Here is a 24228-nt window from a genome sequence, read left to right as displayed (position 1 = left end):
CCATCTTCCGCAGACCGATACCGCACCCCAATCCGATCACGCCGGCGAGGAGAACGGCGGTCGGGCGTATTGCTGGCGCAGGTTGAGGATTTCCGACAACGGCACATTAGAGCGGGATGTTTTTAGGTTCGATCATATCCGGCTTCGATGAAGTAGTTTGATATGATCATGAACTGTTCCGTGCTGGCCGGCATATCCGCAAATCCGCTTTGTCAGCCTGGTCGAGAACGGCACGCAGGTGTTGTTCGCCAGCCAGATGGCCGGTTGCGCGACCAGCGAGGTCACGCTCGCCAAGGCCGTCCTGGCGTGCCTTGAGCCGGACATGTTGTGCCTGGCCGACCGGTCCTTCTTCGGCTTTGAGCTGTGGAGCCTGGCGCGCGACAGCGGCGCCAACTTGTTGTGGCGGGTGCGCAAAAATATGCGCCTGAGCCCTGACAAGCGCCTGCCGGACGGTTCCTGTCTGAGCCGCATCTATCGGTGCGAACGCGATTGGCGCCATAAGACCAACGGCGTTCAAGTCCGCGTCATCGACTATCGCCTCGACGGCGTTACCGGGGCGGAGCCGATCTACCGGCTGGTGACCAGCCTTCTCGATCATGAGGAGGCGCCGGCCAAGGAGTTGGCCGCACTCTATCACGAACGCTGGGCAATCGAGACCAGCTTCGATGAACTCAAGACCCATCTGCGCGGCGCCAGGATCGTGCTGCGCAGCCGCACGCCCGATCTGGTACGCCAAGAGTTTTACGGCCTCATCATGGCCCACTTCGCCATTCGCGGCTTGATGCATGAAGCCGCCCTGTCAGCCGATGAGGACCCCGATCGGCTTTCCTTCATCCACACCGTTCGCGTCATCCGCCGCAAACTCACCGTGTTTGCCGCCATTCCCCCCTCGACAACGCCGCGCCTTTCATGACGCCGTGCTCGCCGAAATCCTGCAAGAGCGTGTGCCGCTCCGATCGCATCGCCGCAATAAGCGCGGCGTCAAACGCAAGATGAGCAACTTTCCCCTGCGACGACGAACCGATCCACCACTGCCGCCAATCGATATCAAACAAGCCATCAAAATCATTAACTAAACGGTATTGGGGCTAGCCGCATTTCTCGACGACCGTTCACAGCGTCGACAGGATCGACGCGGTGGCGGACCGGGGCTACTTCAAGATCGAGGATATGGAGGCTTGCGAGAATGCAGGCGTCACCGCCTATGTTCCCAAGCCGATCCGCGGTCCCGCCGTGGCCGAAGGGTTCTTTTCCAAGGAGCAGTTCCGCTACGACCCGGACAAGGACATCTACCTTTGCCCCGCAGACCAGGTGCTCTCACCACGTCATTTTGGCAAGTCCCGTGACAATGTGAAGATCGACTACGTCAACCGTGACGCCTGCAAGGCGTGCAGCCTGCGCGAACGCTGCACCAGAAGCTTCCGTCGTGTGTCGCGCCTGGAGAACGAGGCGGTGCTCGACCGCATGGCGGTGCGTCTTGTTGCCCGGCCCGACATTCTGGACCGGCGGCGCGAAAGCGTGGAGCGTATCGCCACGCCGAGAACCGCCTTGTTTTGTTAGACTGAAGCCGTTGTTTTTGTGAGGTGAGCGCTATCGCCACGTTGCTAACAACGAGGATAACGACGTGTCTATTCATCAGCTTGAGCTTCGGACTGGGACAGTCCGGCGGCGGAAGTTTACGCATGCTGCCAAAGAGGCGATTGTTTCAGAGACTCTGAGCGTCGAAACGACAGTGATGGATGTTGCGCGACGTCACGACCTTGATCGGTCATTGGTTTATCGGTGGCGTCGCGAATTTGGCGTTAAAGAGAGAGTGGAAGAACCACGCGCCTTCGTTCCGGTGAAGGTACAACAGGCGCCGGACGCGGCGATCGGAATACCGGCTGCTGCGTCTTCTGCGATCGAAATCCATGTTGGGCGGGGTCGGTTGGTGCGGGTCAATCGTGACTTTGATGCCTCGACCTTGTCGCGCGTGCTTGATGTGCTGGAGGGACGATGATCCCGATCAGTTCAAGCGTGCGGGTTTGGATTGCCAGCGGTCACTGCGATATGCGCAAGGGCATGCAGGGGCTAGCTCTCATCGTCCAAGAGGGGCTTGGCCGCAATCCGTTCCAGGGCGACGTTTTTGTGTTCCGCGGGAGAAATGCCCAACGACCGACATTCTGCATACGGTTTTCGTTTCGCGACGATCGCATATCCGTGGCATCCGCTGTTTGGAAGCGAGGTGCGGGTTTCGCCGTATCGGCGCGGCAAGAGCCTGATGTCCATCTATACGGACAAGCGGCCCGATCTATCCCATGAACTGCCGAATTGGATGTTCGACGAGAGCTACTGCAGCGGTATGACGCTTGGGCCACCCGAGATCAGCATCGCCGGTCTCGACGAGTTGGCAGCGACACTCGCGTCGTTCGGCGCGACTCGCTCAAGAGGCGCAAAATCCCGTCCTTCGAGGAAGAAGGAGAAGGATGATGCGAAGCAGGCGACATCAAAATCGCGACCAACTCGTTCTGCAGTTGGAGCGCCAAAATCTTCAGGTTCCAGCGGTCAAGAACGTCAAAGGGTTGGTGGAAGCGCTGGCGGATCTTCTGCTGGAAGCTCTGGAAGCGAACAGAATGACGAAGACGGGAGGCGTTGATGAACACGAAGATCACGCCTGACCATCTTCGCCGCGCCGCTGTGGTCTATGTCCGGCAATCCACAATGACTCAGGTTACCGGCAATCTCGAAAGTCAGCGCCGGCAGTATGATCTCGCTGGAGCTGCCGCAACGACTGGCTTTGCATCGGTGACTGTCTGCGGATTTCGGATTAACGGGACATCGATTCCGATCTCGGTCGCTCCGGCTCAGGTAGCATGGAACGGCCCGGATTCGAACGGCTTGTGGCACAGGTCTGCTCCGGCGATGTGGGAGCGGTCTATTGCATCGAGGCATCGCGTCTGGCGCGCAATGGCAGGGACTGGCATCATCTGATCGACCTTTGCGCACTCGCCGGTACATTGGTCATCGATCCGGATGGCGCCTATGATCCCCGGCTCGTCAACGATCGCCTGCTGCTCGGATTGAAAGGCACGATGTCGGAGTATGAGCTTAGTTTGATGCGCCAGCGCGGCATCGCCGCGCGTGATTCCAAGGCAGGACGTGGGGAATTGCGGTTCATGCTGCCGCCGGGCTTGTGCTGGAGCGAGGTGGGTAAGATCGAGATTGATCCGGACGAACATGTGGCCGAAACGATCAGGCTCGTTTTTGCCAAATTCCGGGAACTGGGAAGTGGACGACAGGTTTTTTTGTGGCTGCGGTCGGCCGATATCAAGATGCCGGTCGTCCTGCGCAATGTCGACGTCTGCAAACTTGTTTGGAAAGCGCCGGCCTATCACAGCGTCATGCAGATCCTCCACAATCCACTCTACGCGGGGGCCTATGCCTTCGGAAGACGCGCGCAGCGAACGCGGATCATCGATGGCCGCGCTCGCAAGGCAACAGGGGTGCGCAAGCCAGGGATGAGTGGAGCGTGCTGCTGCGCGACAATCATCAAGGCTATATCAGTTGGCGAGAGTATGAGGAGAACCATAAGCTTCTGGCCGAGAACGCGCACATGAAGAAGAATTGCGATCGCAAGTCGGCGCGTGGCGGCCGTGCCCTTTTGACGGGACTGATGCGATGCGGTCGCTGTGGCCGAATGATGCGCGTCTTCTACGGCAGCGCAAAAGGCAACGCTCATCGCTATCAATGCCGCGGCGACGATGCTCACGTGGGTGTCGGCCTTTGTATCGGCATTGGCGGCGTCAGGGTCGATCGCGCCGTTGCGATGCAGATTTTAGAAGCGGTGTCGGACCGTGCTGTCGAAGCGGCAATCTTCGCCTCGGATCAAGTCGAGCGGTCCCAAAGAGATGTCATTGCGGCAATCGAGCGGGACCTCGAAAGCGCACGCTACGAAGCGCTGTTGGCCAGTCGCAGGTATGAGCTTGTGGACCCGGCCAAGCGGCATGTTGCACGCGAACTGGAGGCCCGATGGAATGATGCCCTGGAGCGAGTAGGCGCGCTTGAACGCAAGATCAAGGATCTATCCGCGCTGTCAGCAGCGCGCCCCATCATCGATCGTGGCCGACTCCTGCAGCTTGCCCAGGATTTGCCGACCGTATGGAATACGCCCTCCACGGAGACGCGAACGAAGCAGCGGCTCATCCACATCCTGGTTCAGGAGATTATTTGCGATCTCGATGATGCGACCAACGAGGCGGTGCTCTTGATCCATTGGATCGGCGGTCGGCACACAGAGGTGCGTGTGGCGCGCGTCAAGACCGGAAGATATCCTGCCGAGCTCGCACCATCGGCTGTCGAGGCACTGCGCAAACTGGGCGGACATTGGCCAGATCGGGAACTCGCGGTCTCACTCAATAGGATGCTTTGCAAGACAGGTAATGGCGAGAGCTGGACGACCGTGCGTGTTCGTGACATGCGCGAGCGCCTGGGAATTCCCGAATATGATGCCACCAAAGTGGACGTACCGATGATCAGTTTGATGAAAGCGGCGGAGAAACTCGGTATTTGCGTCGGATCGGCCAAAAGCCTGGTGCAGAGAGGAATTTTACCTGCAACGCAAATCCTTCCCGGCTCACCGTGGATGGTTCCCGTCGAAGCATTATCCTCGGAAGCCGTCCGGATAGGGGTGCAGGGTGTCATCGATCGACGCCCGAAGTTTTATGAAGATTATCAATATGATAAAGTCGTCCGGTTGCCCGGAATCTGATGGAGGGATGCATTATGAAGCGCACTGTAGACGCTTGGCGCGGAACACGAACACATCGCCACAATAGGGATCGGCCGCAAGCGCTGACGCCACCAAAGCCACCAAGCCATTCATGCCGCGCCGGAAGTCGACAGGCTGCGTCGCCACCATGATCTTCACGCCATTTGGCGAAACTCCGATCACCGGCGTCCTCGCAACGCTGCCACGATCGCCTGCGCCAACTCGGGCGCCACCGAGCCAATCACGGTCATGCGTGCTCCGGCAATCTCGATCTCAATTCGGCCGGAAGCAACGGAAGCGATATCCGACGACGCGCTCTGGGGAGGCGCTCGATCGCCAACCACCGTCACCGGCACGAACATCGCCTGCTGCGCGAAGGTCTTTAGTGCGGGCCGCCCGAGCGTGTGTTCGTGTCGCGGATCTGGCGGGGCGAACAGACTGGCGTCCAGACGCAGGCGTGTAATGAGGGTGGCCCTATCGGGCAGCGCCGCCGCCAATGTATGGACAGCAAAACTGCTGTCACCGACAAAGATGATATCGCATCCTGGCAGCCAGCGGCAGAGCTGCAACACGCCCTGTCTTGCCCAATCCGTCAGCAGCTTATGATTTCGTCCTCTGTTTTTATCGTAGCGCTCCGAGGGGCATAAAAGCGTCAAGACTGGTAGGGCCTTGATGCATTTGGCCCATGGGATCGGGGCAAGAACCATGAAGCTCAACCAGCGCAAACCGCTGGCTTTGACGAAGTGACCGTGACTGGAGCGCACCGGATCGCGATAAATGCCACGGGCGGCAATCTTTGGTCCCCATCGGCGCTCGATGGTGTCGTCCATGCCGATCACAATGGGACCATCGGGTACGAGGCTGGCGACAACGATCGACAGCAGACGGGCCGCCAGAGTACGCGGGTTCCAACGCGCCCGATTAAGGAGCTGATGGTAGAGGGAAAAATTGCCAGCCTCGGCGCGGCCGGTGATCCGCAAACAGGCCGTCACTGTCCGTTTGCCTGGAGACAGGATCGCACCCATCACTAGGACCAGCAGATGGTCCCAACTGGGCGCCGTGAACCAGGGACGAAACGACGACAGCCACTGGCGAAGGATGTGCGGAACAGGATCACCCGACCCGACGCAGTTCTCATTATGATCGGTCATCCAACGGTTCGAATCCGGTCACACGAAACAAGCAAGGCAAGGAGACTGCGGCGAACTGATTCACCCAGTTCAGATCATACAAAATGCGTGCGCTGATACTCGCTATAGGGGGCTGCACGCAGCATATCGGCGCCGCCAACCAACTCAAAATCCCAAAGAATTTTGTACAAAGTCGAGCTTAGGGCGAGCCACCTCACTCCCGAAGAAGGACATACGGCCTTACAGAACAGAGAGCCTGAACTGCGATGCTGATACCAAAGCTTGACAACCGCGACGAGAGAAACACGTGCCATGGGAGCTGCCACTTTCGTCCGGCTTGTCGAACTGATCGATTCAGGAAACTTGACGTAGGACGCATTGCCGCGCATGTTTTCAAGGAAATCGAACCGACTGGTTTGGAAAAAAAGAAGAACAGAGATGACCGAGGAAAAAACCGAGGATCGCTGTTTACTCACCCAGAAGCAGGGCCGCCTTGCCGCCGGTGCGGACCCGGTCAAGCGAGTGCAGATCATCGAAGGTGCAAAGCGTGTCTTCATGAGGCTGGGCTTCGATGCGGCGAGTGTGAACGAGGTTTGCCGCGAAGCCGGCGTCTCGAAAGCTACAATCTACGTCTATTTCGAAAACAAGGAGGATCTGTTCAGCGCTATTGTAGAGGATGAGCGCCAGCGCTTTATGCTCATACTGAACTCTGTTCTAACGGATAGCGTGGAAGTCGAGGCCGGACTCTACCGTTTCGGCGTCGACTTGACAAGCCACGTTACCTCCTCGCATAGCCTCGGCGCAATACGGATGCTCATCGGCGTAGCCACGCGGATGCCGCATCTTTGCAGTCAATTCTTCCATTCTCGGGGCAGAGCCCGGGCTATGCTTGAGGACTTCGTCAAGCGGCACATTGAGCGGGGTAACTTGATCGCAGAGGATCCCGCCCTCGCTGCTAATCAATTTATCGAGCTTGCCAGTGGTAGCCTCTTCAATTTCCGCCTCTTCGGCAATCTGGAGGACGAACCTCCGTGGGAGGAGGTAGATTTCGCCGTAAAGAGCGCAATCCGCATATTCATGGCCGCCTATGCCAACTCGGACACCTCCAGGAGCGCGGTTTCCACTGCCTAGGGCCCTAAAGGCTCAGTCTTTAGTCCGTCCTGAGGATTCCGAAAACTATTTTGTTTTCAGGGATTCCCAAGATGACTGAAGTATAGGCAGCTGCGGGAAATCAGGTTCTGGGGCTCGATTTTCTGGGCAGAGCGTCCGAAAATTCTTTGGATCGATGACGGCATGGGTTGGTTTGGGCCGGAACTCTGTAGGTGACGAGATTTCCCGGATTTCAATGCTCAAAGCCCTGAGAAGGCATGATTGGGCATCTGTTCGCCCCTGTATGGTTCAAAAAAAGTGCGTAGGGCGACCTGTCATACCCTGGGGGCGGCAATCAGACCCGGAACGCCGACAAGGGTGATGGCTCTTTTGATATTGTAGGCCAGCGCCGTCAGGCTGAACTCCCCTCGAACGTTTTCCAGGCGCCGCATGAGGAACGCGCCCTGATACATCCATTGTTTGATCGCGCCGAACGGATGCTCCACGGTACGCATACGGCGTAGACCACAGGAATTCGCATGACGTGCGTGCTATTGTTGTCTGATGGATATCGACGAAGAGTAAGCGCCGTCTCCGCCCCATTGGATTGGGTGTATTTTGAGGCTTGCTGCGTATGCGAGAAGGTTTCCAGTTTTATCTGGAGATTTGCATGGCAGATGATGGATTTGTCGGTCGCTACGAAGTTGTCGAGCCGCGCCGCGGAAACCGGCGTTGGCCGGATGATGTGAAGGCGCGGATCGTGGCGGAAAGCTTTGAGCCTGGTGTTCGTGTCGTTGATGTCGCGCGCCGTCACGGCGTTATAGCAAACCAGCTTTCCGATTGGCGACGTCAAGTGCGCGACGGCATTCTGGTGCTGCCGTTTGCGGTGGCAACGACGCCGTCGGAGCACGATGGTATCGAGCCGGCATTCGTGCCTCTGGCAATCGCTGCGGAGCCGCCTGAGCCTGTCAATCGTTTGCCGCTGCCGAAGCTGGCCTCCGACGGGCCGAGGGTGCAGGTTTTGACGTTGGAGATTGGCTCAGACGTTGTGATGCGGGTTCCGAACGATGTGCCCGTTGAACGGGTCGCCGCTCTGGTTCGCGCTGTGCGAGGAGCGTCATGATCGTCGCGGGCCAACGACTGCCGATCCTGATCGCAACGCGTCCGGTTGACTTCCGCTGTGGGCATCAGGCTCTGGCTCTGATGGTGCAGACCGAGTTGAAGCTGGACCCGCATTCCGGGGTGACGGTGATCTTTCGCTCAAAACGCGGGGACCGCCTGAAGATCCTGGTGTGGGATGGCACCGGAATGGTGCTAACTTACAAAATTCTTGAATATGGAAGCTTTGCCTGGCCCAAGGTTCAGGATGGGACGATGCGTCTTTCCAGGGGGCAATATGAGGCATTGTTCGAAGGCCTCGACTGGCGGCGGGTGACCGCGCCTGCGGCAAGATGAATCATGCCGCTGTAATGGTTGGGAAAACGGCTGTTTTTGTGCTCTAATCCTTCCCATGGATTTGCCCCCTCACGACCTGCCGGACGACGTTGACGCGCTGAAAGCGATGGTTCTCGCGCTGGCGCGCGAGCAGGCTGCGAAAGAAGTCCGGCTGAAGGCCGCTGAAGCTGAGATCGCGCGGCTGGAGGCGGTGGAGAAGAGTGCCAACGAGCGGATTGCCAACCTCACATCGATCCTGAAGGTTCTGCAGCGCACCCAACATGGCACCCGTTCCGAGCGATTGCGGCTTGGCGTCAACGACGAACAGGTGTCCTTTGCCTTCGAGGAAGTCGAGACCGGCCTTTCGGCAATCCAGAGCGAGCTTGATCATGCGGCCAAAGACAAGCCGAAACGAGCACCACGTCCGCGCAAGGGTTTTGCCGCTCATCTCGAACGCATCGAGGAAGTGATCGAGCCGGAGATCCCGGCCGGCTGCGAGGGGCTGGAAAAGGTCCTGATCGGTGAGGATCGCTCGGAACGACTGGATGTCGTGCCGCCGAAGTTCCGGGTCATCGTGACGCGTCGCCCCAAATATGCCTTCCGGGGCAACGATGGCGTGCTCCAGGCTTTGGCACCGGCACACATCATCGAAAGTGGCCTGCCGACGGAGCGGCTGCTCGCCTATATCGCCGTCTCCAAATACGCCGACGGCCTTCCGCTCTACCGGCAGGAGGCAATCTATCTACGCGACGGTGTCGAGATCAGCCGATCACTGATGGCCCAATGGATGGGGCATCTGGGCTTCGAACTGCAGATATGCGCCGACTACATCCTTGAGCGCGTCAAGGAGGGCGAAAGGGTCTTCGCCGACGAAACGACCTTGCCCACTCTTGCGCCCGGTTCGGGGAAAACGACGAAGGCCTGGCTTTGGGCTTATGCTCGCGATGATAGACCCTATGGCGGAACCAGCCCGCCGATGGTGGCCTATCGGTTTGAGGACAGCAGGGGCGCTGATTGCGTGGCGCGTCATCTCGCCGGATTTGGCGGCATCCTGCAGGTAGACGGCTACTCGGCCTATACCAATCTCGCCAAGACGCGTGCCAAGGCCGGCAGCAATGAAACGATCCGGCTCGCAGGGTGCTGGGCGCATCTACGCCGCAAGTTTTACGACCTCCACATCAGTGGTGTCTCAAAGGCTGCAACGGACACGATCATCGCGATGATCGAGCTGTGGCGCATTGAGGATGAGGTCCGCGGTCGGGATGCCGACAGCCGTTCCATGCTGCGTCAGGAAAAATCTGTAACCATCGTCTCCGGCCTCTTTGATCTTTGGGAAAAGGAACTGGGCAAGGTCTCTGGCAAGTCCAAGACCGCCGAAGCGATCCGCTACGCGCTCACCCGGCGCGAAGCACTGGAGCGCTTCCTGACGGACGGCCGGATCGAAATTGACTCCAATATCGTCGAGCGCGCGATCAGGCCCCAAACAATTACGAGAAAGAACAGTCTATTCGCCGGCAGCGAGGGTGGTGGACGCACTTGGGCGACGGTCGCCACCCTCTTGCAGACAGCCAAGATGAACAACGTCGATCCGCTTGACTGGCTCTCCCAGACCTTGAACCGCATCGCTCAAGGCTGGCCCGTATCTGAAATCGAGGCGCTCATGCCCTGGAACTTCAAGTCCCACGCCATCGGCTGACCGCTTACGATCGAAACCGATCGTGGCTTCGTCATCCCGTTCTTCGCCTCGGCAAAGGGTGATCGTATGACGGCTCATGCTATCTCCAATCTGAAGCGACCAGTTCGGTTCTCAACTCTATCAAACCCACCATGTCCGCCAAGGCGCAGGCGATATGGTGGAGTTCTTCCGCCTTGTCGGCGCTGTCGTGCCCGCGATGAAGGGCGGCGATGGTTGCCACCCGATCGCGGCCGGTGTGAGCGTCTGCCAACATTGGCATTGCAACCTCCTTTCCTCTCGACTGCCCCGATCAAAATACGAAAGCGCCCTGTCCGCTTGACTCGGTGTAGGTTGCACTACCGCCTGCCGCATAAGCCAACACTGCCAGCCATCCGACGCGCGGTCATCAAGGCACTATCACCACGGACAATCCTCCCCGCTACAATGAAAACGTGTTCTTCACGGTCGACTATTGCGACGAGCTGATGGGCGAACCTCTGTTTACCCAGAGCCCCAAAAGTGCTTTGACAAACACTATTCCATCCGGAACAAGCCGAATCGTACCTCGTCCAAGCGCCCACTCTAACATCAGGCCGCTGACACTGGCATTGAATGCCGATGCAACTTTGTTAGGTGTCCATGGATCGGGTAACCCTGACTCCTGTTCAATGAGCTCGAAGATACGAACTAGAAGGGCGTATTTCTCTTCCCGAAACGTACGGCCATCGGCTTCATTCTTTGCGGCCATGGTAAGATCGAGCCGGGCCATCGCACAAAATAGCCCTTGATATCGAGGTTCCGCTTGGATTCGCCGAAACATGTCCGAAATGAGGGTGCAGAGGGTGTCCATCGACGCGACTCTGGTATTTTCAGAGAGATCATCAACGAGTTTCCGGTAGGGCTCTAGCGCCTTCCTCCGCATACTACGTAGCAAGCCCTGTTTGTTCTTGAAGTGCCAGTGTACGGCCCCGCGTGTAACGTTAGCAGAGGCAGCGATTTCTTCGAGAGAGACATCGTCGTATCCTTGCTCCAAAAATAGGTTTTCCGCGGCCAGTAGGATTTGCTCGGCAGTTTGGGCGGCCTGTTCTTTGGTTCGCCTCACATGTATCTCCCTCTCTATTAAGCTACCAGACCTCCGTACAAGCGCCTACGCTGTTCAATCCCGTAGGTATACCTTGACCTGAAGGCAATCTGACCTTCCGGCACGACGGCTTATCAGCGGGTGCAGCATGTCAAGGCTGTCGGTCACCTTGTCGGCAATGCAAAGTTTGTCGCCGGACGTAGTGTTGGAACGTAACGTATAGACCCTTATTGGCACAACTGGCGCCATCACTCTGACCGGAGAAGACCGATGAGCGCTCATTTGCAGCTGAATCAAAACCGCCCTTATGAAAACCTTCTGTTTCGCTAGAGAATGGATGCTGATGATTAGCCTCGTCATGTAAACGGTCTTCCGTTTAGTTGCAACAGAATTGACAAGTGTTGTGAGGACTGCGGGTTCCCAACTACTGGAGGGGCATCGCCCCGCGATTACCGCATGTGGATGCCCCCCAGACGGCGTGAGCGTCCGGCGAACGCATTTTTTATCTGAGATCGACGTGTGAGGTTGAGTTACTGGCTTAACGCTTTAGCCCGTCTTATGCATGACCGTCCTACTGATGGGCCAGGGGAATCGGGTGAACGGCTCATCGAGCAATGAGGCTTGCGAGGAAGTCGTCGTCCCAGGCGGCGATTTTTCGCCTTGAGCGGAGTGAATCTCTGGTGGTCGGCAATCGCAGCAGATTGGTTGCGATATGTTTGATGGTGGTGAAGTTGGCCGGGGCGTTTTCGGTTCGGACGCGGCATTCGTCGTCGCGGAAGACCATGTCCAGCACCCAGTGCAGGCTGTTCTCGATTGCCCAATGACTGCGAACGATCGGTCCGAGCTTGTCGGCGGGCAGCTTCAACGAGCTGATGTATAAGCGGGTCTCCCGCTCGGTCTTGCTGCCGATTTCGCGTATGCTGTCGATGATGACGACGGATTTCAGGGCGGGCCATTTGTGGCGTTGCTGAAGCCAGGCGACATCATGCAGGACGGTGGTGGTCCTGGTTTCGATCCGACCATGATCGCCATCCACGGTCTCATGTCGACTGATCGCGGTATCGGCGTATTGCTTGGCTTTCTGCTCGGTCACGAACAGGCTGACATCGTCGCGCAGCGCGCTTTGATTGCCCTTGAGGGCGGGTTTCACAAAGTACGGGACACGGATTTCAGTAAGTCGCGGACACCGATTTCGGAAAGTCCGGGACAGCGATTTCACTAAGTCGCGGACAGCATCGCGACAGATTTAGCAAGGTGATGAAAAATGCGCCGCCCCATGACGAGGGGACGCGGGCGTGAATTGCATTGGCCAACGCCATAGGACGAACATGCCCGATGATCTCCCGCAAATTGGAGATTTCGATGGGATACGCGAGCTTCATGATATACCCTCCGATATCGTGGTGATGGGGGGAGAGCGCCGCCTGTGCTGACGGCGCTCCTAAGGTCCGGGTCAGGATTTCAGGGCGGCCATGCGTTCGCCGAGCAGCCATAGCGCCTTGTTCAGCCTGATGTCCTGATCGATCCCGTTGACGGCGCGGGATTTTACGCGGCGGGTACGGCCAAGATCATCGCGGCCGACACCGCGAATGCCGCCCTTGATGGCGTTTTCCTGCACCACATTCCAAACGGTCCAGAGATCGTCGGCGCGATCGTCATGACGGCGGGGAACAAGCAACTGTTCGGGCTTGATCGGCGTCTTGGTCTCGCCCTCCGGATCGGCGAAACGGAGAACGTGGGCTGCTTCGGCAAGAATGCTCTGTTCGTCCCTGTTCAACCGTTGGGTCGACCAGCCGCAGCATCATTGCAACGATCAGCGTCGGCATGTCGAAGGACCGCAAGGGTGTTGCTTTGGCCAAACGTGCCGGCGCGATATGAGACGCAACAGCACCAAGGCTTCGGTCGATGCAATCCAACCGACAGACCAGTCAACGACACCGCAATGACCGCCAACAATCTCCTTCCAGGCCTGTCCACGCGTTCCGGCAGGGCTCGATCCTGCCAAACGCCATCCACCGCTTCGGCGAAATCCCCATAGTGCCAAACAACCCGCGCCTTCGCTCAATCCGGCTTCAATGAGGTCCGATCAGTGAATGCCGCATGCCCAGCGCCCGGACCTCACAGAACCCTCCAGATTCCCTTTTGTGAGCAAATCAGATTCACCATTCAGGCCGGTGCAGGAGGCCGGCCAGGATGGCGAGACCCTTTTCGGATGACCTTAGGGACCGTGTTGTTGGTGCAGTGACGCGCGATGGGCTGTCCTGTCGGGCGGCGGCGAAGCGCTTCGGCATCGGCATCAGCACGGCGATCGATTGGGTACGGCGCTTCCGTGAGACGGGCAGCGCCGCCGCCGGCCAGATGGGCGGGCACAAGCCGCGAGCGATCGCCGGTGAGCATCGGGCCTGGCTAATCGAGCGCTGCCGCGCGCAGGCATTCACCTTGCGCGGGCTGGTCGCGGAATTGGCGGAGCGGGGCCTGAAGGTCGACTACCGCTCCGTCTGGATCTGCGTGCATGAGGAAGGGCTGAGTTATAAAAAAAGACGTTGGTCGCCAGCGAGCGCGACCGGCCCGATGTCGCCGCCCGACGCAGCCGCTGGCTGAAGCATCGCCATCGCATCGATCCGGCCCGCCTCGTCTTCATCGACGAGACCTGGACGAAGACGAACATGGCGCCGCTGCGAGGCTGGGCGCCGCGCGGCGAACGGCTGTTCGGCCAGGCTCCCTTCGGCCACTGGAACACCATGACGTTCATTGCCGCCCTGCGCGTTGATCGCGTCAGCGCGCCCTGGGTCATCGACCGGCCGATCAACGCGACGAGCTTCCTCGTCTATGTCGAAAAGGTGCTGGTGCCGGAGCTCACGCCCGGCGACATCGTCGTGATGGACAATCTCGGCTCGCACAAGGCCGCGGCGATCCGCACCGCCATCCGCAAGGCCGGCGCGCGGCTGTTCTTCCTGCCGCAATACTCCCCCGATCTCAATCCGATCGAAAAGCTCTTCGCCAAGATCAAACACCGGCTACGCGAGGCGCAGGCCAGAAGCCGCAACGCCATCCATGACGCGCTCGCAACAATCCTCCAAACCGTTTCTCCAAAAGAATGCCAGAACTATTTCAACGAGGCCGGATATGAACGGATCTAAAATCATCCCGCTCTATCCGGTGAGCTCACATCCGGCCCTCAGGCAGCACTACCGAGTAGCTGAAACTGAAAAATCAATGGGGCGTAGACGGCGCATACGATAAGCCCGCTGCGCCGGCGCATGATCGATGACATGACGATCCGCAATCTTTCGCCAGCGACGCAACGATCGTATTTGCATGCGGTGGCGAAGTTCTCGCGCTATTTCGGGTGTTCGCCAGACCGTCTTGGACTGGAAGACGTGCGCGCGTTTCAGGTGCATCTGGTCTCCTCGGGCCTATCGTGGCCGGCCTTGAACCAGACAGTTTGTGCCCTGCGGTTCTTCTTTGGCGTCACGCTCGGTCATGCCGAGATACCGGAACGCATTGCCTATGCCCGGACACCCGCCAAGCTGCCGACGATCCTAAACGGCGACGAGATCGTGCGGTTTCTGGAAGCGGTTCCGAGCCTGAGAACCCGCACCGCACTGACGACAGCTTATGCGGCGGGGCTGCGCGCCTCGGAAGCTGTCCATCTCAAGGTCCGCGACATTGATGGCGAGCGCGGCATCATCCGTGTCGAGCATGGCAAGGGCGGAAAGGATCGCAACGTCATGCTGTCAGCGCAGTTGCTCGCGATCCTGCGGGTCTATTGGCGGCTGGCGAGACCCGAGGTCTGGCTGTTTCCGGGCCGGGACGAGACCAAGCCCATCGATGTCCAGGTTCTGTATTCTGCCTGCCGTTCGGCGTGCGCCGCGGCCGGCATCGACAAACGGGTGACGGTGCATACGCTGCGGCACAGCTTTGCCACCCATCTTCTGGAGAGCGGAACCGACATCCGCATCATCCAGGTTCTGCTCGGCCACAACAATCTGTCGACCACGGCGCGCTACACGAAGGTTTCCAACACCCTGATCCGCAGCACGACCAGCCCGCTCGACCGGCTGACGCTGGAGGTGGTGCCGCCAGGCTGAGCAAGTTTCGCCATGGCGGCGGGGCTGGAGGTGGCGGACATTTTTCGCCGCCACGGGGAAGGATATCGTCAAACCCACGACGTTCATCTCGGGCGTGTCGAACGCAGGGTGATGAGCGCGGTTGAGAGGTGCCGGACCGCTCGGTTGGGCGGGCATGTCCAGCAATGCCAGGACTGCGCTACGCTCCGCATCGCCTATAATTCCTGCCGCAACCGGCATTGCCCGAAGTGCCAGGGACAGGCGAGCCGTGACTGGCTTGCAGCCAGACAGGCCGATCTTCTGCCGGTCGGCTATTTCCATGTCGTCTTCACGTTGCCGCAGCAGGTCGCCGCAATCGCCTTCCAGAATAAGAATGCCGTTTACACGATCCTGTTTCGCGCCGTCGCCGAGACGCTACGCAAGCTTGCTGCCGATCCCAGACATCTGGGTGCCGAGATTGGCTTCATCGCGGTGCTGCATTCCTGGGGGCAGAACCTCCACTATCATCCGCATATCCACTGCATCGTGCCGGGCGGCGGTTTGTCATTCGACCAGTCCCGCTGGGTTGCTTGCCGGGCAAGCTTCTTCATGCCCGTACGGGTTCTGTCACGCCTGTTCCGGCGGCTGTTTCTCGACGAGCTCAAACAGACTTACGACAGAGGCCAGCTTCAGTTCTTCGGCGATATTGCCGGCCTGGCCAGTCCGGCCGCATTCAATCGCACTGTCAAAGAAGCGCGGCGTGTCGACTGGATCGTCTATGCCAAGCCGCCCTTTGCCGGACCCGAACAGGTGCTGGCCTATCTCGGCCGCTACACCCATCGCATTGCCATCTCCAACTCCCGCCTCGTCAGCATCGATGGCGATCGCGTCACATTCCGATGGAAGGGTTATCGAACGGGCGGCAAACAGAAGCTGATGACGCTCGATGCGCACGAGTTCATCCGTCGTTTCCTGCTTCACACGGTTCCGGACGGCTTTCACCGCATTCGTCATTATGGTCTGCTTGCCAACGGCCATCGGCAACTGAAGCGTAAGCGCTCATTTCGGCGCGCGTGGTCGTCAATGGAGGTGAAGGGACTGCGGATCAGGCAGCCTGTGTTTTGAAGTTGAATGGCATGAGGTCGTCGATGTCGGCCTCGTCCGGCCGCTGCGGCAGTTCGGTGAGGACGTGCTTGAGCCAGGCGAACGGCTCGACACCGCAGGCGCGACATGTCAGCATGAGACTATAGATGACGGCGCTGGCCTTGGCCCCGTCTACGGTGTCTGAGAAGAGCCAACTCTTTCTGCCAGTTGCAAAAACTCTGATGTCGCGTTCCAGTAAATTGTTGTCTATCGGCATTCGGCCATCGTCGGTGTAGCGCGTCAGATATTCCCATTGGTTGAGCGTATAGGAGACGGCATCGCCAAGTTTGGTGTCGGGTACGACCTTCGGCGCGATGTCGTCGAGCCATGCTTTGAGAGCGGCCAGGACCGGGATGCTGTGTTTCTGGCGAAAGCGGCGCATGTGGTCAGGCTGCGTTTCGCCATCATCCGGCTTTTCGTCCCGTGCCTGCCGTTCAATCCGGTAAAGCTGGTCGAAGAACTTGAGGGCCTGCGCCGGTGGCCCTCCTGGCTTTTCCCTGGCCTTAAGAGCATTGACAAAGCGCCGCCGGGCATGGGCCATGCATCCGATCTGCGTGGCCTTCTTCAATGTCCGCCAAGCCTGATAGCCGTCGGTCATGAGGATACCGTGATAGTCGCCAAGGAAGGTCTGCGGATGCACTTGCCCGCGACCGGGCTGATAGTCGAACAACACAATTGGCTCATCACTGTCCTGGCCGCTTCGATAGGCCCACATGTAGGACTCGTCGGTCGCTTTCCTGTCCTTTTCCTTCAAGACTTGCACCGTGGTCTCGTCACCATGGATGAGAGGCTGGGACCGCAGCCGCAGTTTCAGCGCGTCATAGATGCGAACGAGATGGTTCTCGCTGGACCCGATGACCCAATGGCCGAGAGCGCCACGGCTGACGGGAACGCCCGCACGCTCGAAGGCCTGCGCCAGACGGTAGAGCGGTGTGCCATCGACATATTTATGGACGAGCGCGAAGGCCAGCGTCGAGGCCGTGGCGATGCTGCCGGGCAAGGGCTGCTTCGGCATCGGCGCGATCACAACTGGCGTCTTGATCCCGGTGCGGTCGCAGTGGCGACACGCATACTTGGCCCGCGCATTCTGCAAAATCGTGGCCTTGATCTCGATATGAAGCTGCTCGGTCACCAACTCGCCCATGCGATGCATCTGATGGCTACAGCACGGGCAGGCTTTCTGATCGTCGACAAGATCATAGTCGACGCGCTGGCGCGGCAGGTTCGCAGGCAGTGGCTTGCGGCCCGATTTCCTGCGTTCCGGCTGTTCGGCCTGCGGCAATCCCGTGTCTGGAAGATCGACGCTATCCGCCTCGTCATCGAGATCGCGGTCCTCGTCGTTTCCATCAACGGTGCTCTGCTCAGCTTCGTTGAAGATGCGATCCACATGCTTTTCGCTACGCGGTGCAAACCGATGCAAGCGGGCGAGCGCCAGTTCTTCCTCAAGCTTGACGACGCGCTCGGCGAGCTGACGGTTGGCCGCCTGAAGCGCGGCGATTTGCGCCATCAATTCCGCAACGTCAGGAATGCCGGTTGGATTCATCGCATTTTTGAATCTGAACCGCTTCCCTGCGTCAACTGGCCCGCATACCGAATTCACCCGACATATTCATATTGCCGAACCGGGTGGCGGATCATGGCATCGAGATCGATGCCATCGAGAAGCCAGTGCAATTGCTCGGCGTCGAGCGCCAGCACCTTTTCCTCCCGACGGGGCCAGCGGAACCTGTCTTCCGACAGAGCTTTCAATACGAGTACAAAGCCCGAGCGGTCGAAGAACAAAAGCTTCATCCGAGTGCGGCGGCGATTGCAGAAGGCGAACACCGCACGCTCGAACGGATTGTGGCCCATATTCTGCTCGACCAAAATCGCCAGGCCGTTGATCCCGGCACGAAAGTCGATAGGGTCCCGGTGAAGATAGACACGCAGATTGTCGGCCAGCCGGAACATCACAATGCTCCCAACGCTGGGATCATCGCTGACAGAGCCTGCATATCAGCACCTTCAAGCTCAAGCCGCACGCCGTTCGGAAGCAATGCCGTCAAGCGTATACGGGCCAATTTCTGCTGAGAGGGCAAAGAGGGCGGCTCCGGCGGGCATATAACAGCCGTCGCCTCAACCACCTCAACGAAGGCTGACGCTGCAACGCTCGCCACCACCGCAGACGCTTTTTCGGAACCCTGCCGCCGCTGACGAAGCCTGATCCAGTTCTGCAACTGATTGGCGTTGATCCCGTGCGCCAATGCAAGCCCTGCTATCGACGCACCCGGTTCAAGCGCAGCATCGATCAAGCGATCATTATCAACCGGATCATACCGCCGCTTCCCGTTGCTCAGAATCCTGACCACCCTAAGCCGCCCCGAAATTCCAACCTCACTCGATGCCATCGTGTCCACTGTGTCCATAGTCCCGCTATGGACACAGACTCGATCACCACGGCATCAATGAAAAGGTGCGGTCTTTTGCGCGCTTACACTGAAGCTGGACTTGTGCCGCAGCCTGCTCAACGTCCCGACGCCGGAGCAGCCGGTCGAAGAGCCGGATGCAAAGCCACCACCGCTGGCGCACCGCTGCCCTTGTTGTGGTGGAACCATGACGATCATCGGCGCGTGGACCCCGCTCCAGCCGGTATGCCGGCCAGCACGGAACGACAGTTCATGATCATATCAGCCGCAGCATCATTGCAACGATCAGCGTCGGCATGTCGAAGGACCGCAAGGGTGTTGCTTTGGCCAAACGTGCCGGCGCGATATGAGACGCAACAGCACCAAGGCTTCGGTCGATGCAATCCAACCGACAGACCAGTCAACGACACCGCAATGACCGCCAACAATCTCCTTCCAGGCCTGTCCACGCGTTCCGGCAGGGCTCGATCCTGCCAAACGCCATCCACCGCTTCGGCGAAATCCCCATAGTGCCAAACAACCCGCGCCTTCGCTCAATCCGGCTTCAATGAGGTCCGATCAGTGAATGCCGCATGCCCAGCGCCCGGACCTCACAGAACCCTCCAGATTCCCTTTTGTGAGCAAATCAGATTCACCATTCAGGCCGGTGCAGGAGGCCGGCCAGGATGGCGAGACCCTTTTCGGATGACCTTAGGCAGCGTCGATAAATTACGGCTCTGATTTTGGTACTCGCGGGCGGATTGAGTAGTTCCATTCGCCGTGGAAGTTGTTGCGCAGGATGTTCAATGCAGCCATTTCCTGGTCGGAGACTTTGATGCCGGCGGGATAGAGGTTCTCATCAAGTTGGCAGCGGACGGTCAGGCCGGTTGTCGAAGCCTTTCACCCGCACTTCTTTGAAGTAACCAATCTCGGCAAGCTGCGCCAAGCCGTCGGCGTCATTAAGATCGGTCTTGTTGGGCGCCATATCGAGCGCTTTAGCCGCATGGCGTGCATCAATACAGATCGCTGGCAGTCCTTCCGCCTGCAGCGCGTGCCAGAACCAGATCGACAATGGACCAGTCTCAAAGACAACCCGCTGCACCTGCCGTGCGCGCTTACGGATGACCTCGGCAATCAACTTAGGATCCGAATCCACCTTGCCGCGCCAAATCCGCTGACCTTCTCGCCGAATTGAGATCGCCGTCTCTTTCATCGACACATCAAGTCCAATATATTCCATCTCGACTGTTCCTCTAGGCTGCTGGGCCCGATCCAAAACCGTGAGCCCGTTTCTTCACCCTATCGGGGAACAGTGTAAGCACGTAGACCACCCCACGTATCTTTCGTACTGCTGATCGGCGATTTTCTGCATGAGTCATGCGGAGAATTCTATGAGCGACAGTGTGAATCACCCTCGAACCTTTGAGATTTTGACCGCGGAGCCCGTGCGAAGACGACGCAAGCCGCGTAGATCGCGCGGCTGGAGGCGGTGGAGAAGAGTGCCAACGAGCGGATTGCCAACCTCACATCGATCCTGAAGGTTCTGCAGCGCACCCAACATGGCACCCGTTCCGAGCGATTGCGGCTTGGCGTCAACGACGAACAGGTGTCCTTTGCCTTCGAGGAAGTCGAGACCGGCCTTTCGGCAATCCAGAGCGAGCTTGATCATGCGGCCAAAGACAAGCCGAAACGAGCACCACGTCCGCGCAAGGGTTTTGCCGCTCATCTCGAACGCATCGAGGAAGTGATCGAGCCGGAGATCCCGGCCGGCTGCGAGGGGCTGGAAAAGGTCCTGATCGGTGAGGATCGCTCGGAACGACTGGATGTCGTGCCGCCGAAGTTCCGGGTCATCGTGACGCGTCGCCCCAAATATGCCTTCCGGGGCAACGATGGCGTGCTCCAGGCTTTGGCACCGGCACACATCATCGAAAGTGGCCTGCCGACGGAGCGGCTGCTCGCCTATATCGCCGTCTCCAAATACGCCGACGGCCTTCCGCTCTACCGGCAGGAGGCAATCTATCTACGCGACGGTGTCGAGATCAGCCGATCACTGATGGCCCAATGGATGGGGCATCTGGGCTTCGAACTGCAGATATGCGCCGACTACATCCTTGAGCGCGTCAAGGAGGGCGAAAGGGTCTTCGCCGACGAAACGACCTTGCCCACTCTTGCGCCCGGTTCGGGGAAAACGACGAAGGCCTGGCTTTGGGCTTATGCTCGCGATGATAGACCCTATGGCGGAACCAGCCCGCCGATGGTGGCCTATCGGTTTGAGGACAGCAGGGGCGCTGATTGCGTGGCGCGTCATCTCGCCGGATTTGGCGGCATCCTGCAGGTAGACGGCTACTCGGCCTATACCAATCTCGCCAAGACGCGTGCCAAGGCCGGCAGCAATGAAACGATCCGGCTCGCAGGGTGCTGGGCGCATCTACGCCGCAAGTTTTACGACCTCCACATCAGTGGTGTCTCAAAGGCTGCAACGGACACGATCATCGCGATGATCGAGCTGTGGCGCATTGAGGATGAGGTCCGCGGTCGGGATGCCGACAGCCGTTCCATGCTGCGTCAGGAAAAATCTGTAACCATCGTCTCCGGCCTCTTTGATCTTTGGGAAAAGGAACTGGGCAAGGTCTCTGGCAAGTCCAAGACCGCCGAAGCGATCCGCTACGCGCTCACCCGGCGCGAAGCACTGGAGCGCTTCCTGACGGACGGCCGGATCGAAATTGACTCCAATATCGTCGAGCGCGCGATCAGGCCCCAAACAATTACGAGAAAGAACAGTCTATTCGCCGGCAGCGAGGGTGGTGGACGCACTTGGGCGACGGTCGCCACCCTCTTGCAGACAGCCAAGATGAACAACGTCGATCCGCTTGACTGGCTCTCCCAGACCTTGAACCGCATCGCTCAAGGCTGGCCCGTATCTGAAATCGAGGCGCTCATGCCCTGGAACTTCAAGTCCCACGCCATCGGCTGACCGCTTACGGAACAGTCACCTCAAGCTTGATAACAGCGCTACACCGGCGACGCGCTCCCGCGATTATCCCATGTCCACAGTCTCCGTTGTGGACACAGACTCCTTCATTCGATTTTCAATGAACAGGTGCCGCGAATTGTGCGCTTACCGAAGAAGGACATACGGTCTTACCTTAGAAGCGGCTTCGTTCAATCCTTCAACAGCCCCACCATCTACTCTTTGCCGGTCTCCCGACGCACTGTCAGCTCGCCCCCAACAGGAACCGGCCCCTTGAAATGAGACAATCGTCGTGCTAAGTATCACATAGTAAGCTCACTAATGATAAGCTCACAATGAATCACGACCCGATCACATCAGAGTTCCTGGAATCGCTCACCAAGGCGAGCCGCAAGATCCGCACGGCCTTCAATCAGAGAGTCGCGGCACATGGGCTAACTTATCCGCGGGCCCGTACACTGTTCCGCCTCGCAAAGCAGAACATGACCCAGAGCGAACTCGCCTGCGATCTCGAGCTTGAACAGGCGACCATCGTCCGCATCCTTGATCGCATGGAGGAAACCGGCCTCGTTGAACGCCGCCCTGATGGAAAGGACCGTCGCATCAATCTCATCGTTCTCACGCCCCTTGGTGAGGAGCAGGCCGCACTCGTGAGATCTGTTGGGGAGGACCTGCGCATGCAGATCTTCGCCAATGTCGACCCAAAGGAACTGCAGAACGGTATTGCGCTCCTGGAACGGATAGCGGCCAACGTTGCGGAGATGAGCGATATCCATGTCCCCGCGTGAGGCCGCAATAAGAGAGGAAGACGCGACAGTCATACGGCCAGCCTTCGATAGACATGCGAAGCTGACCGAAGCCGCGCATCAGCAGGAAACGCCGTCGGCGCAAGAATCAGCGGCTCCGGCACCGGCTGCGCCCGCCGCTTTCGTGCCCAAATCACCGGCGATGATGATCGCCTATGTCTTGGCCGGCACAATGGTTGCACTCACCCAGGGGCTCGGCATGAGCTTCATCTCCATCAATCTGCAGCAGATCGCCGGGCCAATGGGGCTAACGCAAGTCGAAGCCACCTGGCTGATGGCGGCGTATTTATTTCCGAACGCCAGCCTGACGCTCCTTCTGTTCAAGGTGCGTGCCCAGTATGGGCTAAGGAAATTCGCGGAAGTGGCGATAGTTGCCTATGTGCTCGTCTGTCTCGCGCATTTCTGGGTGGATAGCTATGAGAGCGCCTTGGTGCTGCGCTTCTTCGCGGGCGTTGCCGCTGCACCCATGACCTCGCTTGGCTTCCTTTATATTCTGGAGAGCATGCCGCCGGCGAAAAAAATGAATATCGGGCTCTGCATCGCGCTGACAGCCCTCGCTATTCCGACACCCGTCACCGGCCTCATTTCACCGTCGCTGATGGACATTGGGGACTATCATGCTCTTTATCTCATTGAGATAGGTCTCGCGATGATCTCGCTCGGTCTCGTCTATCTTTTGCCGCTCGGTTCCCCACCGAGAGCCAAAGTGATCAGCAGTCTCGACATCGTCAGCTATATCTTCCTCGCAATTGCACTCGGCTGCTTCGCCGTGGCTCTCACTGTCGGCAGGCTCTACTGGTGGACCGAAGCCGTCTGGCTCGCCTGGATTTTCATCGGAGGGATCGCAGCGGCGGCTGTCCACGCAATGATCGAGCTCAACCGGAAGAATCATCTGATCGATATTCGCTGGCTTACCTCGCGCGAAATCTTGCATTTAGCCGGTGCTTTGATGGTGTCTCGCCTGGTTCTATCGGAACAGACGAGCGGTGCTGTCAACTTCTTACGCAATGCCGGAATGCTGAACGAGCAATTGGCCGGTCTCTACTGGGTCATTCTTGCGGGCGCGATCGTCTCCGGCGTGGTCTGTGCCGTAGTCATGAAGCCCGGCCGCGAGTCCACGATCCATGCTATCTCTCTGCTCCTCGTTGCCATCGGCAGCTACATGGATAGCCAGTCAACTGTTCTGACCCGGCCGGAACAGATGTATTTTAGTCAGTTCATGGTGAGCTTCGCGGGCGGCCTCTTCCTGCCCCCGGCGCTGACAATGGGCCTTGGCGCGGCCCTGAAGCGTGGCCCCAGCTATATGCTCTCCTTCATCGTCGTCTTTCTCGCCACGCAGAAGATCGGTGGTTATCTGGGCAGCGCCCTCTATGGCACTTTCGTCCAGTGGCGCGAACAATTTCATTCCTTTCGGCTGGTCTCGCGGCTCACATCTACCGATCCTCTTGTCGCGGCTCGTCTGAAACAGCTTGGCGGGGCTTATGGGAAGGTGCTGACCGACCCGAACCAGCAGACTGCCCAAGCCACCTCGCTCTTCGCCAAACAGGTACAACAGCAAGCTTACGCCCTTGCCTATAACGACTCCTTTCTGTTTACGTCCTGGCTTTCGCTTGCTGCCTTGGCAATCCTTCTTCTGCACGTAGGGTGGCGCAACCGCCAACGCCTTTTCCCGAATATATATCCGATGCAAACCGCTTGACGCTTGAGCAGAATCAGAAA

General features: G+C 58.7%; 22 protein-coding genes and 8 pseudogenes. 17 read left to right on the top strand and 13 right to left on the bottom strand.

What is annotated here, in order from left to right:
* Positions 1-238: 238 nt before the first annotated feature.
* From QEO92_RS32545 to tnpB (QEO92_RS33320), 4 genes and pseudogenes are all read left to right on the top strand, one after another.
* Positions 239-913 carry an IS4 family transposase gene (locus QEO92_RS32545; RefSeq protein WP_280107557.1) on the top strand — a complete coding sequence of 225 codons (675 nt, stop codon included), beginning with the start codon at positions 239-241 and terminating at the stop codon, positions 911-913.
* Positions 914-1119: 206 nt separating this feature from the next.
* Positions 1120-1524: pseudogene (locus QEO92_RS32540) on the top strand (IS1182 family transposase); the annotation flags it as partial.
* Between the two features lie 100 nt (positions 1525-1624).
* Complete coding sequence (gene tnpA, locus QEO92_RS32535; protein ID WP_210059111.1) at positions 1625-1999, top strand: IS66-like element accessory protein TnpA; 375 nt, start codon at positions 1625-1627, stop codon at positions 1997-1999.
* Positions 1996-2301: an IS66 family insertion sequence element accessory protein TnpB gene (tnpB, locus tag QEO92_RS33320; protein ID WP_210059110.1), complete on the top strand. Its 306-nt coding sequence runs from the start codon at positions 1996-1998 to the stop codon at positions 2299-2301. The genes tnpA (QEO92_RS32535) and tnpB (QEO92_RS33320) overlap by 4 nt, the downstream gene beginning before the upstream one ends.
* A 62-nt stretch (positions 2302-2363) precedes the next feature.
* Here tnpB (QEO92_RS33320) and QEO92_RS32530 read toward each other — a convergent pair whose 3' ends face one another.
* Positions 2364-2651, bottom strand: coding sequence for a hypothetical protein (locus QEO92_RS32530; RefSeq protein WP_210059109.1), 288 nt, complete (start codon positions 2649-2651; stop codon positions 2364-2366).
* A gap of 201 nt (positions 2652-2852) precedes the next feature.
* Between QEO92_RS32530 and QEO92_RS32525 the strand changes: the two genes are divergently transcribed.
* On the top strand, positions 2853-3596 hold the full coding sequence (locus tag QEO92_RS32525) for a recombinase family protein (RefSeq protein ID WP_233470461.1): 744 nt from the start codon (positions 2853-2855) through the stop codon (positions 3594-3596).
* Positions 3509-4747 (top strand): recombinase zinc ribbon domain-containing protein, encoded by a 1239-nt coding sequence (locus QEO92_RS32520; RefSeq protein WP_227705932.1) that lies wholly within the window; start codon positions 3509-3511, stop codon positions 4745-4747. The genes QEO92_RS32525 and QEO92_RS32520 overlap by 88 nt, the downstream gene beginning before the upstream one ends.
* A 27-nt stretch (positions 4748-4774) precedes the next feature.
* Here the strand turns inward: QEO92_RS32520 and tnpB (QEO92_RS32515) are convergent.
* Both tnpB (QEO92_RS32515) and QEO92_RS33315 read right to left on the bottom strand, forming a co-directional pair.
* A pseudogene (gene tnpB, locus QEO92_RS32515) lies at positions 4775-4930 on the bottom strand (IS66 family insertion sequence element accessory protein TnpB); the annotation flags it as partial.
* Positions 4927-5898, bottom strand: coding sequence for an IS701 family transposase (locus QEO92_RS33315; RefSeq protein ID WP_227705931.1), 972 nt, complete (start codon positions 5896-5898; stop codon positions 4927-4929). The pseudogene tnpB (QEO92_RS32515) and the gene QEO92_RS33315, both read right to left, overlap by 4 nt.
* Positions 5899-6315: 417 nt before the next feature.
* Between QEO92_RS33315 and QEO92_RS32505 the strand changes: the two genes are divergently transcribed.
* Complete coding sequence (locus tag QEO92_RS32505; RefSeq protein ID WP_210059130.1) at positions 6316-7008, top strand: TetR/AcrR family transcriptional regulator; 693 nt, start codon at positions 6316-6318, stop codon at positions 7006-7008.
* Between the two features lie 293 nt (positions 7009-7301).
* Here the strand turns inward: QEO92_RS32505 and QEO92_RS32500 are convergent.
* Positions 7302-7487 (bottom strand): annotated as a pseudogene (locus QEO92_RS32500) (IS1182 family transposase); the annotation flags it as partial.
* Positions 7488-7636: 149 nt separating this feature from the next.
* On the opposite strand from QEO92_RS32500, the gene tnpA (QEO92_RS32495) reads away from it, so the two are divergent.
* From tnpA (QEO92_RS32495) to tnpC (QEO92_RS32485), 3 genes are read left to right on the top strand one after another with little or no spacing between them, the layout of a single operon-like run.
* Entirely contained in the window at positions 7637-8089 is a 453-nt protein-coding gene (tnpA, locus tag QEO92_RS32495) for an IS66-like element accessory protein TnpA (RefSeq protein WP_227705930.1), read from the top strand.
* Positions 8086-8421: an IS66 family insertion sequence element accessory protein TnpB gene (tnpB, locus tag QEO92_RS32490; protein ID WP_227705929.1), complete on the top strand. Its 336-nt coding sequence runs from the start codon at positions 8086-8088 to the stop codon at positions 8419-8421. Before tnpA (QEO92_RS32495) ends, tnpB (QEO92_RS32490) begins: the two co-directional genes overlap by 4 nt.
* 55 nt (positions 8422-8476) lie before the next feature.
* Entirely contained in the window at positions 8477-10096 is a 1620-nt protein-coding gene (tnpC, locus tag QEO92_RS32485) for an IS66 family transposase (RefSeq protein ID WP_227703531.1), read from the top strand.
* 79 nt (positions 10097-10175) lie between these two features.
* On the opposite strand, the gene QEO92_RS32480 is transcribed toward tnpC (QEO92_RS32485), so the two are convergent.
* The 4 genes from QEO92_RS32480 to QEO92_RS32465 all read right to left on the bottom strand — a co-directional run bounded on the left by QEO92_RS32480 (position 10176) and on the right by QEO92_RS32465 (position 12933).
* The gene (locus QEO92_RS32480; RefSeq protein ID WP_210058900.1) at positions 10176-10355 is read right to left on the bottom strand and encodes a hypothetical protein; all 180 of its coding nucleotides are present in this window, start codon (positions 10353-10355) and stop codon (positions 10176-10178) included.
* A gap of 189 nt (positions 10356-10544) precedes the next feature.
* Positions 10545-11177 (bottom strand): TetR/AcrR family transcriptional regulator, encoded by a 633-nt coding sequence (locus QEO92_RS32475; protein WP_210058902.1) that lies wholly within the window; start codon positions 11175-11177, stop codon positions 10545-10547.
* 583 nt (positions 11178-11760) lie between these two features.
* On the bottom strand, positions 11761-12375 hold the full coding sequence (locus QEO92_RS32470) for an ISAs1 family transposase (protein ID WP_210058904.1): 615 nt from the start codon (positions 12373-12375) through the stop codon (positions 11761-11763).
* A 234-nt stretch (positions 12376-12609) separates the two neighbouring features.
* A complete protein-coding gene (locus tag QEO92_RS32465; protein WP_227705928.1) occupies positions 12610-12933 on the bottom strand; it encodes a DUF932 domain-containing protein in 324 nt (107 codons plus the stop codon).
* Positions 12934-13349: 416 nt separating this feature from the next.
* Between QEO92_RS32465 and QEO92_RS32460 the strand changes: the two genes are divergently transcribed.
* The 3 genes and pseudogenes from QEO92_RS32460 to QEO92_RS32450 all read left to right on the top strand — a co-directional run.
* Positions 13350-14296, top strand: a protein-coding gene (locus QEO92_RS32460) for an IS630 family transposase (RefSeq protein WP_407720929.1) whose coding sequence is annotated in 2 segments (ribosomal slippage) — positions 13350-13688 and positions 13691-14296 — 945 coding nt in all. Because the reading frame shifts where the segments join, the coding sequence is not laid out codon by codon here.
* 132 nt (positions 14297-14428) lie between these two features.
* A complete protein-coding gene (locus QEO92_RS32455) occupies positions 14429-15247 on the top strand; it encodes a tyrosine-type recombinase/integrase (protein WP_233470437.1) in 819 nt (272 codons plus the stop codon).
* Between the two features lie 12 nt (positions 15248-15259).
* Positions 15260-16246, top strand: a pseudogene (locus tag QEO92_RS32450) (IS91 family transposase); the annotation flags it as partial.
* A 64-nt stretch (positions 16247-16310) separates the two neighbouring features.
* Here the strand turns inward: QEO92_RS32450 and tnpC (QEO92_RS32445) are convergent.
* Genes tnpC (QEO92_RS32445) through tnpA (QEO92_RS32435) form a run of 3 tightly spaced genes read right to left on the bottom strand, consistent with a single transcriptional unit; the run spans position 16311 to position 18696 of the window.
* Positions 16311-17891 (bottom strand): IS66 family transposase, encoded by a 1581-nt coding sequence (gene tnpC, locus QEO92_RS32445; RefSeq protein ID WP_210058910.1) that lies wholly within the window; start codon positions 17889-17891, stop codon positions 16311-16313.
* Positions 17892-17944: 53 nt separating this feature from the next.
* The gene (tnpB, locus tag QEO92_RS32440) at positions 17945-18298 is read right to left on the bottom strand and encodes an IS66 family insertion sequence element accessory protein TnpB (protein WP_210058911.1); all 354 of its coding nucleotides are present in this window, start codon (positions 18296-18298) and stop codon (positions 17945-17947) included.
* On the bottom strand, positions 18298-18696 hold the full coding sequence (gene tnpA, locus QEO92_RS32435; RefSeq protein WP_227705927.1) for an IS66-like element accessory protein TnpA: 399 nt from the start codon (positions 18694-18696) through the stop codon (positions 18298-18300). The genes tnpB (QEO92_RS32440) and tnpA (QEO92_RS32435) overlap by 1 nt, the downstream gene beginning before the upstream one ends.
* 127 nt (positions 18697-18823) lie before the next feature.
* On the opposite strand from tnpA (QEO92_RS32435), the pseudogene QEO92_RS33310 reads away from it, so the two are divergent.
* Positions 18824-19009 (top strand): annotated as a pseudogene (locus QEO92_RS33310) (IS91 family transposase); the annotation flags it as partial.
* 452 nt (positions 19010-19461) lie between these two features.
* Here QEO92_RS33310 and QEO92_RS32430 read toward each other — a convergent pair.
* Positions 19462-19629, bottom strand: a pseudogene (locus QEO92_RS32430) (ISAzo13-like element transposase-related protein); the annotation flags it as partial.
* Positions 19619-19972: pseudogene (locus tag QEO92_RS32425) on the bottom strand (IS110 family transposase); the annotation flags it as partial. The pseudogenes QEO92_RS32425 and QEO92_RS32430, both read right to left, overlap by 11 nt.
* Positions 19973-20203: 231 nt before the next feature.
* Between QEO92_RS32425 and tnpC (QEO92_RS32420) the strand changes: the two are divergent.
* The 3 genes and pseudogenes from tnpC (QEO92_RS32420) to QEO92_RS32410 all read left to right on the top strand — a co-directional run.
* Positions 20204-21706: pseudogene (tnpC, locus tag QEO92_RS32420) on the top strand (IS66 family transposase); the annotation flags it as partial.
* 332 nt (positions 21707-22038) lie between these two features.
* A complete protein-coding gene (locus QEO92_RS32415; protein ID WP_210058915.1) occupies positions 22039-22491 on the top strand; it encodes a MarR family winged helix-turn-helix transcriptional regulator in 453 nt (150 codons plus the stop codon).
* The gene (locus QEO92_RS32410; RefSeq protein ID WP_210058917.1) at positions 22478-24208 is read left to right on the top strand and encodes an efflux MFS transporter permease; all 1731 of its coding nucleotides are present in this window, start codon (positions 22478-22480) and stop codon (positions 24206-24208) included. Before QEO92_RS32415 ends, QEO92_RS32410 begins: the two co-directional genes overlap by 14 nt.
* The last annotated feature ends 20 nt before the right edge of the window (positions 24209-24228 follow it).

This window comes from Neorhizobium petrolearium (assembly GCF_029854435.1).
Lineage (GTDB): Bacteria > Pseudomonadota > Alphaproteobacteria > Rhizobiales > Rhizobiaceae > Neorhizobium > Neorhizobium petrolearium.
Note: the sequence above shows the minus strand (reverse complement) of the source record. Positions and strands in the feature narration are given on the sequence as shown.